We start from the raw sequence: 16,567 nt of genomic DNA, 5'->3' as shown, positions 1-16,567 counted from the left end.
GCGTTTTCCGTCGTTTCTACAACCTCCTGCTCAATGGCTTGCGGCATTACTGCCGCGCCATTCATTCCCAATAATCCAATCAATATATATTTCAAATTCATATTAAAATTCATATTTGCTCTATTTTAACTGTTTAAATCAGGAATTACTACCTCAAGTATACGAGAGAAATTATATTTCTTTCCCGGATTATTCGTACGAACCCCTATCCTTACCCAATATTTTCCAGCAGGTAAATTTTTCACATTCTTTTCTGTTACGGTAATTGGAGTACCCGGGGTATAAGTAGTAAACTTATGAACAGCTCTCACTGTATATTTAGATTCAGTGTTATTCACCCCTACGTTGGGAGACTTACTGGATATAAAAACCTGTGCCTCACTAAGAGTATACACCCCTTTGTCCACATTGGTTATATCAATTTCTTTTTGTGTATCCTCTACTGTATATTTGATAACCAAATTATTTTGTTTTGTACCACTTAAAGTTATTTCATCAATATTCACCCGGGCATAAGGAGTAACAGCATAGTCCAATTTTGTCATTTCTCCTTTTTCCAGAGTCACTATCTCTGGATCAGGAGCATAAAAAGCACCCTCCTTCAAAGTAATACGATATTCTCCGGCAAAGATTTTTGTATTTGTAAAAGTTCCGTCAGCTTTTCCCCAAAAAAATCTGGCTTGCGTATTGGCATGACCAGCTTCCTCCCAACTCAACTCATAATATTCTATTTTATAACTATTGGCTGTTTCAGAACAGTACAATTCATTAGTCTTTTTATCAACTACCGTTCCTTCTATTCCCGAATTTGGCTCTTCATAATTATCATACTCAAAATATCCGCAAGAAGATAACATAAAGACCATCAAGCACGATAATATATATAATCTACTCATATTTTAACATTTTAATGATTAATTATAATATGGATTTTGTATCAATTTTTGGTTTTTTGCAATTTCACTATCTGGAATTCTCTCGTAATACATTTTCACATCAAATGTATAACGTTGGTCATTAGCATCAACCACTTTAAAAATATACGTATTGTCTCTAAGATCGAAGTAAGGAGATAACCCTGTATAACGTTTTGACTCCATCTCTTTATCAGCGATCCTCCAGCGTCTTAAATCCCAATACGTATGATTTTCAAAAGCCAATTCAATTCTACGTTCATTACGAACTTTATCAATGGTCAAATCAGAACTATTCAAAGTTTTTACACCTGCCCGATCACGAATATCATTTATCCATATCAAAGCATCATCCAAGTGTTGTCCCATTTCTACCGCAGCTTCAACACCGTTCAATAAAACCTCAGCATACCTCATGTCAATCCAATGATGTTCGCAATAATTTTCTTTCAACTCCTCTTTCGGCAAACTCTCATCCAAATATTTACGAACATAGAATCCTGTTCCATTACCGGAATATTTAGCAATTCCACTCTTTCCTGTAACATGATAGACTTTTCCATCTATATCCGTATATGTAGATGATTCCCAGTTTTGACCTACTGTATTAATCTCAGTACCATCTCTTTTTATTATCCCTCCTTGTATATCACATTTTTCATTTTTAAATACTGCATTCGGATAGATAATAGTTCCCCAAAAACGTGCATCCATATCCTTAAATAAGTCAGCTGGATCTGCAAAATGTTGTGAAGTTCCTCTTTCTGCAAAATTAGCAGGAGTTCCGTCTTTGCGTTCAAATCTCTCTACGAATTCCAGAGGGGGACATAAATATGAAGAATATCCTCCACTGGTATACTGAAAAGGTACACAATAAGTGTCATATCCATGCGCATTCACATTCCTTTGAAAATATTTCACAAATATATTTTCAGTACTACTTTCTGCCAAAAAAAGATCTGCGTAATTTTGCTCCTTATTGGTGTTTTTTCTATATAAAGAAAACTTACCTTCTATCTGTTTTACAGCCTGATAGGATTTTTCAAAATAGTCATTTGCCAAAGAAGAATCAATCCCAACAAGACCATCCAAATCAAGTGTGCCATACCGAGCAATAGAACCAGCATACAACATTGCTCTTGATTTTAATGCCCAAGCTGCATATTTAGTAGCACGTCCCTGCCCTAAAAGAGATTCTGTTTCAGGCAACAAATGTGCAGCCCTATCCAAATCTTCTGCAATAAAATCATAACAATACTTTTCTGTATTTCTGGGTACTTTCAAACTCTCAATATCTTCTGTATATTCCTGTGGCTCTTCCAAAACAGGTACCCCACCATAACGTTTTACCATTGAAAAATAGCAATACGCACGAATAAAGTACGCTTCCCCTAACCAAGCATCTACCAAAGCTTTTGAAAAATTTCCCTGATACTCAGGCAATGTTTTTATAAAATAGTTTACTCTACGAATACGACCATAATCCCAGGCTCCCCACCAAGTACCGTCGCCTATAGAAAAAAGTTCATCACCTAAAGTAATCATAGCCTCTCCCGACACGTGAGCCAAGTGCGCCTTTCCGGCGTTATTCACATTAAAGCCATATTGGCTAAAACGAAAGTCCTCTATCGGCAAATCAGCATACAATGTAGTCATATACGCTTTAATACCTGATTCAGATTTAAATATAGCATCATCTTGTATAATATTAATTGGAGGTACATCCAAATAATCACAAGAATGGATAGTCACTACAGCGACTAACAATATTATTTTCTTTACTAATCTCATCATAATCAAACTATTAATTAAAATGACAAATTTAAACCGAAATTAAAATTTCTCATAATTGGATACAAATATCCATAACTACCAGACGTGCGTTCAGGATCAACAAAATCCAATCCTGTTATTGTAAATAGATTATATCCATTTGCAAAAATCCGACATCTGTCAACTTTAAATTTGCGAGTAAACTTAAGAGGAATTGTATAACCAAGTTCTATACTTTTCAGACGCAAATATGAAGCATCCTGAGTAGTTTGCTGAGAGTCTTTTAAATTAGATTGACAAGCAGCCGGATCTCGTGTTGTAGGCCATTTTCCTGCTATCCAGTTACCCTCTTCATCTTGATGATAGCGGTCATAAAAATGAGACAAGCCATTACCTCCAAAACATAAAGGATACTGGAGCTGTTCTAAATATCTGACATTAAATCCCGCTCCACCTTGAAATAATATATTTAAGTCAAAACCTTTCCAATTAGCAGTTACAGTTGCTCCATAAGTCATTTTAGGATTACTATTTGAAAATTCAAAAACATTCGGATATACATCATTATCATCAATTATTCCATCACCATTCCAGTCTTCATATTTCCAATCTCCTGGTAATAATGTTGAACCACCTTTTCCATCTTGATCCGGTGAATTCCAAATATCTTCCATAGAGGTATATTGCCCATTGGAGCCATATCCCCATCCCATGTCAGAATAACGATTAGAATACTTTCCTCTCCATCTATCATAAGAATTCACAGCATCACCTTCTACTAATTTTCTATTCATTTTGCGAGTAAGAGCAAAATTCAAACTAACAGAATATCTAAAATCTCTTATTTGATTACGATGTCCTAATACAACTTCAAATCCTTTATATAAATCCTGATTCAAATTTTCCTCTGGCATCTCTGCACCAATTGTTCCCGGAACTTCCTGATTTCTTTTTCCCAATAGGCCGTCTCTATATCTCCAGAAAAAGTCTATCTGGAAAGAAAACAATCCATTGAATAAATCCAGATCAGTACCAACATTTAACGTTTTAGAAGTATACCATGTTATACTGGGGTTCGGAAGCCCTCTAAAGCCTAATCCTTTATAAGCTTCTGTCCCAAAAACATAACCTGCACCCGGATAGTCATAACCGGATAAAAATTGATAGCTTGACGAACCATCATCGCCTAACACACCATAAGAAGCTCTTATTTTCCAATTTGTTAAAAAAGACAAGGCATCAGTATCCTTAATAAAATTCTCTTCAGAGATACGATATCCTGCTGAAACAGAAGGGAAAAATCCCCACCGATGTCCTTTGGCAAACTTAGACGAACCATCATAACGGAAACTCGCCTCCAATAAATATTTAGAAGCATAATCATAATTCAAACGTCCAACAAGTCCCATATTAGTCGTTTTATATATTTGACCAGCATCTGAACTTCCTTGTTGCTCGTTATCAGAACCAGAAAATAATTGATCTACAGCATCCATTTCTAAAATTCTTTTAGCCCAAACATTATCTTCCTCTTTCGATGTTTGTTCATATAAAAATAAAAGTTTCACATTATGTTTTTCAGCGAACAGGTGCTCATAATTTAAAGAAGCTTGCAACAAGTTTTGAGAAGCTTCCCATGATTTTCTTCTAACAGCAGAAGGTGCCGCAAATGTTTGTGGAATATAATCCTGTGCTCCCTCATCATACGAATATAATGTATAAGCTTTTTGAAACTCTTTCTCTTGAGACGTTTTGTAGTCATATCCATATAAAAATTTCGCACTCAATCCTTTCAAAAAAGGAGCTTCATAAGTTAAAGAGAATGTAGTATTTAACGTTTTATTTTTATATCGTTTATAACCACTTTTATCTGCATCTGTAATAACCAATGAATTCAATCCAGAATTACTCATTACATTAGCATAATAATTTTCATTTCCATTCGCATACGGACTTTCATTAGGTCTCAAAGCCCATATGGATTTAAAGAGTTCCCAAGTATCTTTATGAGGTTGATTTTTTTCATCTGAAACTCCACTAATCAACATTTCAGCCTTTAAATGATCAGTGATCTTAAAGCCCAAATTTGAACGAATATTAAAACGGTGATAATTTAAATCACCTGACTTCCAAAGTCCATCTTCTCCATAATACCCGAAAGACAAATAATAGTTAGCCCTTTCCGTATTACCACTAGCTGTCACATTATGATGTGTCTGAGGTACCATTTTTCTTAATACCAGACTACTCCAATCCGTAGCTTGAAACTCTCCACTTCTATAACGTTCCAAATCTTCTTTTGAAAAAGTATAATCAATACCACGACCCATATTTTTATCAGCTTCGCGTACCAATTCTACATACTGTCCGGGATCTAATACCTCAGGTAATCCCGTAGGATTCTGGAATCCAAAACTCCCAGTATAATCAATTTGTGTTTTTCCACTTCCTGCCCCTTTACGAGTTGTTACAAGCAATACTCCATTAGATGCTCGCATACCATAAATAGCTGCCGATGCATCTTTCAAAACCGTAACACTTTCTATATCATTGGCCTCTAAACGCTGCAAATCAGAAGCCTCACGAACTACTCCATCAATAACAATCAAAGGACTACCCAATCCACGAATATCCATGCTGGTATCATAACTTCCGGGTTCACCAGTATTCTGTTGAATACGAAGACCGGGCAATTTTCCAGACAACATATTTTGGACATTAACTGAAGGAGTAGCAATAATCTCATCATTTTTTACTGAACTAATTGCTCCTGTCAATGATACTTTTTTCTGCGTACCATATCCAACAACAACTACTTCATCAACTATTTGGGTCTCCTCTGTCATTGTCAAGTTAACAGTTGTTCTACCTTTCACTGCAACATCTTTAGAAGAAAAGCCTATCAAAGAAAACCTCAAAATAGCATCATTAGTATTGGAAACAGTAATACTATATGCACCATCTATATCCGTTATGGTACCCGTTGAAGTACCCACTAACAAAATATTAACTCCTGGTAAAGGTTCACCTAACTGGTCACGAACCACTCCCGACACCTGTTGCCGTTGATTACTTTCTGCTAATAATATTGTACTGCTATTTACAGAAAGAAACAGTAACAAAATCAAGCGTAAATAACAAGAAAACGACAAATGCTTTCTTAGTATTAAATTTTTCACATCCATGCTCATAATTAATTAAAATCGAATTCGCATTGTATAAAATTAAGATTATCCGTATAAAGCTATTATATACTGAATAATATCTACAATTCATATTGATAACTGTTCAATATGAATTGTAGATAAATTCTGTATTACTTAGCTACCTTAAATGTCGAGGTTGCATCGCTTGATACTATATTTACGATACATATACCAGTTGCATTCAAAGAAATTGTCATACTTCCTTGTGTTGCTATTTGCTCATTCAGTAACATTCCAGTTACATCATAAATACAAATAGTTTCATTTCCTTTCAGTCCCTCTACTTTGACGCCGTCAGTAGTAGCAGATACTATGTAATTAGTATCATTATCTATATTTTTAACTCCAGTACTACCAGCTTTCTGCCATTTAAATACAGGATAATCAGAGATAGAAGGATCCATTTTCCATACATTATCAAAATCAAACCCCAATTCTTCGTAAAATTCTTGTGTAAGATCAGCTTTTGTAACATCGGCTCCATTTCTCTGATCTGCATTATTATCAGTAGTAACCAAATTTCCATTAACTTTTGCAGTCTCCAATGCATAGTTTCCTGAACTCAAATCAGGAGAACCACCACCACAAATTCGCCCAATTCCTGTTGCATCATCATTACCTGTAACATCGCACATTGCTAAACATCCGCTTATAGAACTTGAAGCATCTATCATTCCTGCAATTCCTCCCAAATTATTTCTGGCAACAACAGTTCCAGATACATAAGAAGACATAATCGCAGTCATATTTTCAGCTTTTCCAACTAAAGCAGCAGCATTATCTCCCCGTAAATCAGTTTCACTTAATTTTCCATCACATACAATAGAACCATCCACAAAGTAACAATCATATATAACAACCTGACTACCTGGACCCACAAATCCTCCAGCTTCTACACCTGTACCTATATTCTTAACCGTACAATTAATAGCACCAACTTCCCGAATAGTTGTTTTTTCAGTTTGTCCGGAAATCATTCCCATACGTCCTTCCCCTATAAAAGTGATATTCTCAAAAATAACTCTTTCAATGGTTGCTCCTTCCACAACTCCAAAAAATGTCATATCATGAGCACCTGTCGGTTTTTCTACATAGAAATTCTTAATTGTATGCCCATCACCGTCAAAAGTACCATGAAAGCGATCTGCAGAACCAGAACCACTACCCCATTCACCAATGGGCCACCATCCTCCCTCATAATCAAAATGCACATTAGAAAAATCCAAGTCTGCAATTAGTTTATAAGAAGCTCCACGGGCATCACGCATCCTATCAAACTGTTGTGGAGTAGCAATCAAATAGGGATCATCAGGGGTACCTGTTCCACCTGCAAATGGACTTTCGTCCTGCGCCATTACATTAGTTGTAAACACTACACTACAAAAGCAAAGAGTCATTAATCCTTTGTAAAAATTCTTTTTCATAATACTAATCTTAAATAGTTAATAATACAGTTGATTATAGCAACTAACATGTAATTAATCAATAAAGACAATCACATTGCTAATATATATTAATTAATAATATAGTTAATTTATGTCAGTTTCTACAGATGATTGAGTGATCATACCAAATTGTTCATTCGGTCGATTTCCCATTGTAAATACTAATGTACCGCCAGCCATAATATCTGCGTGAGAGATATAAAGTTTATTGTAAGGTTGTCCGTTCAGTTCTATAGATTGTATATACTTATTCTCCGCAGAATTATTGTTTGCACGTATCTCAAAAAACTTATTTTCCGGCAGTTTTAACACAACCTTATCAAATATCGGCCTACCGAAAACATACATACCGTCAGACGGATTAACCGGATAGAAACCTAATGCAGAGAAGACATACCAGGAAGACATCTGCCCGCAATCTTCATTGCCCTGCAGCCCATCCGGCAAGTCGCTATACATATGCGATAGGATATAATCCACCTTTTCCGCCGTTTTCCATTGCTGGCCGACAAAGGAATAAAGATATACCGTGTGATGTCCCGGTTCATTACCGTGAGCATACTGCCCGATCAGACCGGAAATATCCGGAGAAGCCGCATCACCCAAATCTTCATTTACAAGGAACAGGCTGTCCAACTTTGAAACAAATGCTTCCTTGCTTCCGAACAAAGATATCAGGCCTTCGACATCGTGAGGTACCAACCAAGTATATTGCCAGCCGTTTCCTTCACAGTAAGCATCGTTACGGTGAGTAGAATGCACAGGGTTGAACGGAGTTACCCATGAACCATCTCGATTTTTTCCTCTGAAGAAATGTGTATCTTTATCCCAATAGTTCTGATAAGCTAAAGCACGCTTGGAAAAATACTCATAATCTTCCGTCTTACCTAACTTCCGTGCCACCTGTGCCACTCCCCAATCGGCAATAGCATATTCCAGACCTTTGGCAACCGATTCATTTTCTTTGTCTGCCGGAATATATTCCAGATCCGTCACATACGACAGTCCTTTGTAATCGGACATCATGGATGCTTTCATCGCCTGATAAGCACGTTCATAATTGAACCCTTTGACATCTTTCAATATCGCATCTGCAATCACCGGAACGGACTGGATACCAATCATCTCATTCGTATCCGAACCATATAGATGCCATACCGGTAAACGTCCCTGTTGCTCGTAAATGGCAAGCATCGAATTTATAAAGTCGGGAACACGTTCCGGTTGTACTAATGTGTACAAAGGATGAGCTGCACGATAAGTATCCCATAAAGAAAATACAGTATAATTGGTAAAGCCCGGATCGCCATATATATTTTTATCGGTTCCACGGTACTCCCCACTACAATCATTAAACATGATCGGCTGCATAAAGGCATGGTACAAGGCCGTATAGAAGATACGTTTTGCCACTGTATCGGTTGTTTCTACCTGTAACTTCGATAATTCCGCATTCCATTTACCGGTTGTTTCAGCAACGATATTCTCAAAATTCCAGTCTTTTATTTCCTGCCCGATATTATCCATTGCATTTTCCATGCTCACGGGAGAAATACCGACTTTCACTCCTAATTCCTCTACTACAGGTGCAACGGCAACATTTCCTTTCACGTCCAGTCCCTGAAGACGATTTCCCGCTACTTGCACCGAATCATGATACAAAGTCAGATGTACAGGTTGGGAGAAAACTGCAGAAAAATAAATCTGCTGTTTTTTTGACCAGCCTGTGGAATACCGGTATCCTCTGATGACCGTATCATTGATTTGCTCCAGATATGTATCAGTCGGACGATCGTCTCCATTTGCATCTTTCAAGTTAATCATTACATGTTTTTCCACATCTTTCGGGAAAGTATAGCGATGGAAAGCCACCCGGTCCGAAGCAGTAAGTTCCACTTTCGTACGATGAGTTTTCAGTAAAACTTCGTAATATCCCGGCAACGCCCGCTCGTTATCTTTCGAATAATAAGAAGCATAACCGGACAAAGGGTCTTGTTGCGTTCCCGGTTGCGTACGTGCCTTACCGGTATATGGCATGAACAGAATATCGCCGGTGTCACTGCAACCTGTCCCGTTGAGATGGAGATGTGAAAAACCAATCACGATAGAGTCGGAATAATGATATCCTGAACACCAGTCCCATCCTTTATTGATATTATTAGGACCGATCTGTACGGCTCCGAAAGGGGCGGTAACTCCCAGGAATGTATGTCCATGTCCTCCGGTTCCGATATAAGGGTCTACATAAGCCACCGGATTTATCACTTCCGGTTTGTCCGTACCGGTGCACCCGAAAGCACACATGAGACAGCTTAATAATAAAAACTTCTGTAAATTCATTTATATTCTTATTTGTTTTCGTTAGTCAAAGAATAAGGGAAATCTTCATCATTTACTCCCCGCTGTGTATTTGGCGTATGGCTCATATTGAAATCAAGAACAGCACCGTTCATTAATTCCTCATGTTTCAACCAATTGTGGTTATATTCCTTACCGTTCATTTTCAAGGAACATATATATCTATTGTCATTTGTGTTGTCGGGAGCATTCAAAATAACCTGCTTTCCATTTTCCAGTGTAAGAATTGCTTTTTTAAAGAGAGGGGCTCCCATTACATACTCTCCTGAACCCGGACATACCGGGTAAAATCCTAAAGCAGAAAATATATACCAGGCAGAAGTCTGACCGTTATCTTCATCTCCACAATAGCCGTCCGGATAAGGGGTATACAGCTTATCCATTACCTCCCTTAACCAATATTGCGCTTTCCAAGGCTGTCCTGCATAATTATAAAGATAGATCATATGCTGAATAGGTTGGTTACCATGCGCATAATTGCCCATATTCATAATCTGCATCTCCTTTATTTCATGAATGCACTGCCCGTAATAACTGTCGTCGTAAATAGGAGGAACTACAAATACAGAATCCAGCATGGACACAAAGCTCTCCTTTCCTCCCATCAGATCGATAAGCCCCTGCACATCATGAAATACACTCCAGGTATAATGCCAACTGTTACCTTCTGTAAAGGCATCTCCCCATTTATACGGACTGAAAGGAGACTGAAACGTACCGTCTTCGTTCTTTCCGCGCATCAGTTTGCTCTCTTTATCAAAAACGAACCGATAGTTTTTACTTCTTTCCCGATAAAGGTCGATTTCTTCCTGCGGACGATTCAATTGTTGCGCTAATTTCATGATACACCAATCGTCATAAGCATATTCCAGGGTACGGGCCACATTTTCATTAATACCTACATTATAAGGTACATACCCCTGCCGATTATAATATTCATATCCTAATCTTCCGGTTGAAGGAACTTGTGGATGTACATGATTTGCCCCATGCAGTACGGCTTCATACAACAGTTCAATTTCTTCTGTCCGGCATCCTTTCAGATAAGCATCGGCCACCACAGAAGCTGAATTATTACCCACCATGCAATGACGGTGTCCCGGACTGGCCCATTCGGGCAAAAAACCACTTTCTTTATAACTGTTTGCCAATCCCTCCTGAATTTCCTTGTTAACAGAAGGATACATCAGGTTCAAGAAGGGGAATAAAGCACGGAACGTATCCCAAAAACCGGTATCCGTATACATATACCCACTCTTCACTTCACCGTTGTAAGGACTGTAATGAACAATATTTCCGGATTTATCTATTTCATAAAACTTACGTGGAAACAACAAGGAACGATATAAGCAAGAGTAGAAAGTACGAAGTTGCTCATCCGTACCGCCTTCCACTCTTACTTTATCCATTACATCATTCCAAGCATTCCGGGCTGCTTCTTTTACCTCATTAAAATCTTTACTACCTATCTCTTCCAAATTCAACCAGGCCTGTTCTTCACTAATAAAAGAAGAACTGACCTTCACACCAATCTTTTCACCTTTGCTTGTCCTGAATCCTAATACAGCCCCGACATGGTTATCCTTTACCTCCTTTTTACCTTCTATAATTTTGTCTCCACTCCACACTTCTGCCGTGACGAAAGGTCTATCAAATTTCATCACGAAATAATTTTTAAAGTTATCCGGCACTCCTCCGCTATTCTTTGTTGTATAGCCGGTTATCGTGTTGTTCTCCTTATCTATCCGAATAAAAGAACCGTTATCAAATGCGTCTACCACGACATACGAATCTTCACTTTCCGGGAAAGTAAATCTAAAATAAGCAGAACGTTCTGTCGGAGTGATCTCCGTCTTTACATCGTGATCAGCCAAATATACACTATAATAATAAGGTCTTGCCGTCTCAGCCTTATGAGAGAACCAGCTACCTCTCTCGTTTTGCAGAAACTTTTTATCCCCGGTCACCGGCATCAAAGAAAACTGCCCGTAATCATTAATCCACGGACTGGGCTGATGTGTCTGCTTAAATCCTTTTATCTTATCATCTGTATAACAATAGGTCCATCCATATCCCATATCTCCCGTTTGCGGTGTCCAGAAGTTCATTCCCCAAGGCAATGCAACGGCCGGGTAGGTATTACCTGTAGATAATGTAAATTTAGATAGTGTTCCGACTAACGGATTTACATAGTCAACCGGAGAAAAAGAAGTAGAGTCAGTAACCACCTCTTTACTTCTGCATGACACAAGTAAAATAGATAAGAATACAATTAAAGGAACTTTTTTCATGGTATCGTTTTTATTTTCGTTTGATGCAAAAGTAGGTTGATGCAATTAATGAAACCATTAACAGAACATTAATAATCGTGGCTACAGATACTTTCAGAGCACATTTCCGGATTGAAAACATTAACAAGACATTAATCGCTTCCCATAGAAGAAGATTCTGTCGCATATATTCATTTTCCCTAATTACAATTCTCCATATTTAGCATTATCAATCACTCTTGCCACATATTAATTCTTGCTTTGCAAAGAATACATTTCCTAATAAGAAGGAATATATTCTTTGCCTAATAGGAGTGGAGAATATTTATATATAAAAGATCAAAGTTATCCTCAGATAACACACATGTAAACAATTCCGTCAAACAGAAAACAGAAGAAAAACAGAATCTATAATTTTATAAGTAGAAAATTATCAACAAAACTCAAAATTAACAGTATATTGATTACCAATACATTATAAATTGATATTTTTCCTCTACGACAAACGACCCGTTCCTCTACGACTTTCAAGTCGTTCCTCGTAGAGGAAGGTTCTATCTCTCTACGGGGAAATTAATCAAAAATCCATAAGATATAACATCCGGGTATAGGCAAAAGAATAGGGAACACTTATTTTGTAAGAAAAAAACATGTTTTTCTTCAAAAGAAGCATTCCCTATCGACAAGGATATCCTATTGTTTCGTACTTAATCCGGAAGTCTATTTATACCTACACCTTTGAAAGTCATTTCCACCGGTTTAATAAAACCATTTTCATCAAAATACATACGGTCGATACAAACCTCCCTGTGATTCGGAGCTGTATCGCCCAACGGATGACGATGATAAACAATATACCACTCGTCCTTTCCCGGGATCTGAATCACCGAATGATGTCCCGCTCCTGTACCCACTTTTTCATCCTGCTGTAATATTTTTCCGATACGTTTGAACGGGCCGAATGGCGAATCTGCAATAGCATAAGCCACACTATAGTCCGAACCGCCCCAACTGCCTTCCGACCACATAAAATAATATTTATTATCCCGTTTCAACATAAAGGGACCTTCCACATAATTCTCGGGAGTGACAGATTTATAATACGAACCATCATCAAAAGGCACAAGACTTAATAAATCCGGACTCAGCTTCACCATATTACAATGATGCCAGCCACCATAATACATATAATAAGTACCATCATCATCTTTAAAAACAAACTGATCGATCGGCTGGGCACCATTCACAATTTTATCAATCAAAGGTCTGCCTAAAGCATCTTTAAAAGGACCGGCCGGATGATCGGCTACAGCCACCCCGATTCCCCCATACTGTTCGTCATTCTGGATATCATTACCGCCGAAAAACAGATAATATTTACCATTCGCCTGAACAACAGAAGGCGCCCATAAAGCAAACTCCAGCCATTTTATATTCTCAACAGACAATACTTTGGGATGTTTAGTCCAGTGTACCATATCCTTGGATGAAAAAGCATCCATATATGTCTGGATATTATAGACCTGATGGATGGCCCGCGTTTCTTTTTGCCATCCTGTAAAATCTGTACTATCAGCTCCGGGAGGAAGATCGGACAAGGTGGGATATATCCAATACTCATTATCAAAAACGACCCCTTCCGGATCGGCATACCACCCCTCCACAATAGGATTACCGCTAAACTCTTTTTTATCACCACATGCTACCAAGAATAGCATCAACCCCAATACTGTAACAACATTTTTCATATTTCTTTCTTTAATTAACAAGTAGCAAAAATAATCATCAACCGTTAACAAAGGTATTAATAATTCATTAATAAATCTTTTCCAAGCCCAAGCAGGGATGTGCTGAGCATTAACATTTTATTAATTTTTATAATCCCGCAAAGGGTCTTACAAAAATATAAATCTTTTTTTTGCAAATCTCATAAAGCATATTACCTTTGCATAGAAACAACCGCGAGTATTATGCAAAAAACGATTATTTTTCTGCTCTTAATATTAAAATCGATACTACTTGAATCACAAAATATTTCATCCGGATTATATTTTGCCGCCCATAGTGCCATTAAAGAAGAGAGGACTTCTTTAACACTGTCTCCCGATTTTGATGCCTCAAAAGGCTTTACACTGGATTTCGACATTAAGTTCAGATCAGAAGAACATAATTACGGATATGTCTTCAGAATCATAATTGATGACGAAAGAAGTTTCGATTTAATAGCCAATATCACCCCGGGAAAGAAAACGTTGAATCTGATAGAAGGTAACAATGTCTATCTGGCTCTCGACGAAGAGCTGCTCAAGCAATATACATGGAACAAATGGGTGCATATCCGATGTTCCATTTATCCGGACAGTCTCCGGCTTATTTTCGATAACGAAGCACTGCAGGACCAGTATGAACCCATAAATATCAAAAACGTGAAATTCTATTTCGGATATTCCGATCACGAGAAATTTCACTCTTCGGACGTTCCTCCGATGTCTATACGTAATATAAAAATTACAAATGACAAAAATACAACAATTGCATACTGGCCACTGAAAGAACATCAGCCATACTCCTGTTCGGACAGCCTGCATCACATTCCGGCCAAAGTAACCAATCCCACATGGGAGATAAACAAACATACCAAATGGGTAAAAGAAAAAACATTGGAGTTGCCGATATATACACAAATCTGTCATGCTCCTTCGAAAGGCGCCATCTACTTTGCCAATAGTTCATCTGTTCTCGCCTATTCGACTACCGACAACACACTGAATACGATTTATCCTGTTCACGGAGTTCCATATACGGAAATAAACAACCAACTTATTTACCATCCGTATTACAATGAGTTATGGTCATATGATTTCGATACCCCGCAATGGATATCCATTTTCAATTTTGAGAACAAAACATGGACAAACGATGACCGTGTAATAAAGAATCCGGAGTATTCGCAACACAATGCTTTTATATCCCCCTATGATTCCTGCCTGTATATCTTTGGCGGATACGGCAACTATCGGTATAAGAACCAGATACGCAAAAAGAACCGTATACAGGATAATTGGAAAACAGTGTCGTATAGTGAAGAAATACCTCCGCGTTATCTGAGCGGATCAGGCTATAAAAACAAAGATACGTTGCTGATATTCGGTGGATGCGGCAACCCACAAGGGAAACAGGAGTTAGGGGTCGTCAATTACTACGATCTCTATGCAATAGACATCAATACATTCAAAACCAATAAATTATGGTCTATTCCCGGCGATGCAAAAAATTTCGTTATCGGTAATAACATTGTTGTAGATGAGAAAAACAATAAGCTGTATGCCTTATGTTTTCCGAACGACTGCTCGAACAGCTACATCCTATTAAGATCTTTCGACCTGGATAGCGGAAAGAACAGCACGAACTATGCAGATACCATTCCTTTCTCCTTCAACGATGTAAATTCATTCTGCACACTTTATTACGATTCATTACAGTCACAACTATATGCAGTGACCAATTATAATCACAACAATCAATCAAACATTGACATTTATTCATTGGCTTACCCGCCTTTAAAAATAGAAGATACGCTGCAAGCAGATACAGAACGTAAAGCATATTCTGCATTAACAAAATTCTTTATAGGGCTGGGAATCTGCATGATTGCAGGTATGGGTTGTATCTACTTCTGTTACCGGAAAAGAAGAAAAAAAGGAAGTTTTTCTCCCGATTCTCCAACCACTACAGCCACAGACGGTCTCCACGAAGAAACTTCGGAAGAAGAAAGTTACAAGCCCCAGCCAACAGCTCACAAAAAATCATCTATTCTTTTTCTGGACGGATTTCAAGTATGGGACAAAAATGGAACAGATATCACCAAATCATTCACTCCCATCTTGAAACAGTTGCTGATTCTCATCATATTATACAGCGTGAATAATAAGAAAGGTATTTCGAACGTCACTCTGCGGGAACTGCTTTGGTTTGATAAAATGGATGAAAGTGCCCAAAACAACCGACGGGTGAACATTCGGAAACTAAAACTCTTACTGGAAAAACTGGATGGTGCCGAACTTGTGAAAGAAAGTACCTATTGGTCTGTCAAGTTTACTCAAACTTACTGCGACTATATAGAAGTATGTAACTTTATAGACAGAGTAAAAAACAATGAACCGATCACAGCAGCCAACATCCATGATCTGCCTTTAAACTTGCTATCAGGGCAATTATTACCATACGTTCAAACAGACTGGCTGGATTCTTTCAAGTCCAATTATGCCAATTCCGTATTGGACGCGGCAATCAGCCTATCCAAACAAGACTATATAAAGGAAAACAATGAATTACTAATTCAGATAGCCAACAGCATGTTTGCGCATGATAAAACAGACGAATATGCGTTAATTCTCAAATGCCAGGCACTGTATAAAAATGGCAGAACCAGCTTGGCCAAAACCACATTCGACACATTCTGCAATGAATATAAAGCAATGCTGAATACGGATTATTCAAAAACATTCAATGAAGTAATCAATTGTCAACTATAATCTCAGTCTGGCATAAAAGCCCATAAAAAAACGTATGCTCTTGTTTTGCAGACAAGAGCATACGTT

The 16,567-nt window shown here is 37.8% G+C and carries 8 protein-coding genes; 1 reads left to right on the top strand and 7 read right to left on the bottom strand.

Going from position 1 to position 16,567, the window contains the following annotated elements:
* Positions 1 to 125 precede the first annotated feature (125 nt).
* The 7 genes from QVP90_RS19765 to QVP90_RS19735 all read right to left on the bottom strand — a co-directional run bounded on the left by QVP90_RS19765 (position 126) and on the right by QVP90_RS19735 (position 13,714).
* Positions 126 to 896 carry a DUF3823 domain-containing protein gene (locus QVP90_RS19765; protein ID WP_007478557.1) on the bottom strand — a complete coding sequence of 257 codons (771 nt, stop codon included), beginning with the start codon at positions 894 to 896 and terminating at the stop codon, positions 126 to 128.
* A gap of 18 nt (positions 897 to 914) precedes the next feature.
* Positions 915 to 2,708: a RagB/SusD family nutrient uptake outer membrane protein gene (locus QVP90_RS19760; protein ID WP_007478558.1), complete on the bottom strand. Its 1,794-nt coding sequence runs from the start codon at positions 2,706 to 2,708 to the stop codon at positions 915 to 917.
* Between the two features lie 14 nt (positions 2,709 to 2,722).
* Complete coding sequence (locus QVP90_RS19755; RefSeq protein WP_005925198.1) at positions 2,723 to 5,872, bottom strand: SusC/RagA family TonB-linked outer membrane protein; 3,150 nt, start codon at positions 5,870 to 5,872, stop codon at positions 2,723 to 2,725.
* Positions 5,873 to 6,003: 131 nt separating this feature from the next.
* Complete coding sequence (locus QVP90_RS19750) at positions 6,004 to 7,317, bottom strand: T9SS type A sorting domain-containing protein (RefSeq protein WP_005925201.1); 1,314 nt, start codon at positions 7,315 to 7,317, stop codon at positions 6,004 to 6,006.
* Between the two features lie 105 nt (positions 7,318 to 7,422).
* Positions 7,423 to 9,678 carry a GH92 family glycosyl hydrolase gene (locus QVP90_RS19745; RefSeq protein WP_021937391.1) on the bottom strand — a complete coding sequence of 752 codons (2,256 nt, stop codon included), beginning with the start codon at positions 9,676 to 9,678 and terminating at the stop codon, positions 7,423 to 7,425.
* Between the two features lie 8 nt (positions 9,679 to 9,686).
* Positions 9,687 to 11,987 carry a GH92 family glycosyl hydrolase gene (locus tag QVP90_RS19740; RefSeq protein ID WP_021937390.1) on the bottom strand — a complete coding sequence of 767 codons (2,301 nt, stop codon included), beginning with the start codon at positions 11,985 to 11,987 and terminating at the stop codon, positions 9,687 to 9,689.
* Between the two features lie 686 nt (positions 11,988 to 12,673).
* Positions 12,674 to 13,714, bottom strand: a complete 1,041-nt coding sequence (locus QVP90_RS19735; protein ID WP_005925210.1) for a glycoside hydrolase family 43 protein — start codon at positions 13,712 to 13,714, stop codon at positions 12,674 to 12,676.
* Between the two features lie 222 nt (positions 13,715 to 13,936).
* Here QVP90_RS19735 and QVP90_RS19730 point away from each other — a divergent pair, with 222 nt between their 5' ends.
* Positions 13,937 to 16,501 carry a hypothetical protein gene (locus QVP90_RS19730; RefSeq protein WP_021937389.1) on the top strand — a complete coding sequence of 855 codons (2,565 nt, stop codon included), beginning with the start codon at positions 13,937 to 13,939 and terminating at the stop codon, positions 16,499 to 16,501.
* Positions 16,502 to 16,567 lie beyond the last annotated feature (66 nt).

Origin of the sequence: Bacteroides sp. CAG:189, from assembly GCF_000432295.1 — a bacterium.
In the GTDB taxonomy this organism is placed as follows: Bacteria; Bacteroidota; Bacteroidia; order Bacteroidales; family Bacteroidaceae; genus Bacteroides; species Bacteroides salyersiae.
The sequence above is the reverse complement of the archived record's forward strand: the minus strand, read 5'-3'. Positions and strand labels throughout refer to the sequence as shown.

What these genes read in the sequence shown, in the direction of transcription:
- QVP90_RS19765 (WP_007478557.1), bottom strand. Translation starts at nt 896, where the DNA reads ATGAGTAGATTATATATATTATCGTGCTTGATGGTCTTTATGTTATCT.
- QVP90_RS19760 (WP_007478558.1), bottom strand. Translation starts at nt 2,708, where the DNA reads ATGATGAGATTAGTAAAGAAAATAATATTGTTAGTCGCTGTAGTGACT.
- QVP90_RS19755 (WP_005925198.1), bottom strand. Translation starts at nt 5,872, where the DNA reads ATGGATGTGAAAAATTTAATACTAAGAAAGCATTTGTCGTTTTCTTGT.
- QVP90_RS19750 (WP_005925201.1), bottom strand. Translation starts at nt 7,317, where the DNA reads ATGAAAAAGAATTTTTACAAAGGATTAATGACTCTTTGCTTTTGTAGT.
- QVP90_RS19745 (WP_021937391.1), bottom strand. Translation starts at nt 9,678, where the DNA reads ATGAATTTACAGAAGTTTTTATTATTAAGCTGTCTCATGTGTGCTTTC.
- QVP90_RS19740 (WP_021937390.1), bottom strand. Translation starts at nt 11,987, where the DNA reads ATGAAAAAAGTTCCTTTAATTGTATTCTTATCTATTTTACTTGTGTCA.
- QVP90_RS19735 (WP_005925210.1), bottom strand. Translation starts at nt 13,714, where the DNA reads ATGAAAAATGTTGTTACAGTATTGGGGTTGATGCTATTCTTGGTAGCA.
- QVP90_RS19730 (WP_021937389.1), top strand. Translation starts at nt 13,937, where the DNA reads ATGCAAAAAACGATTATTTTTCTGCTCTTAATATTAAAATCGATACTA.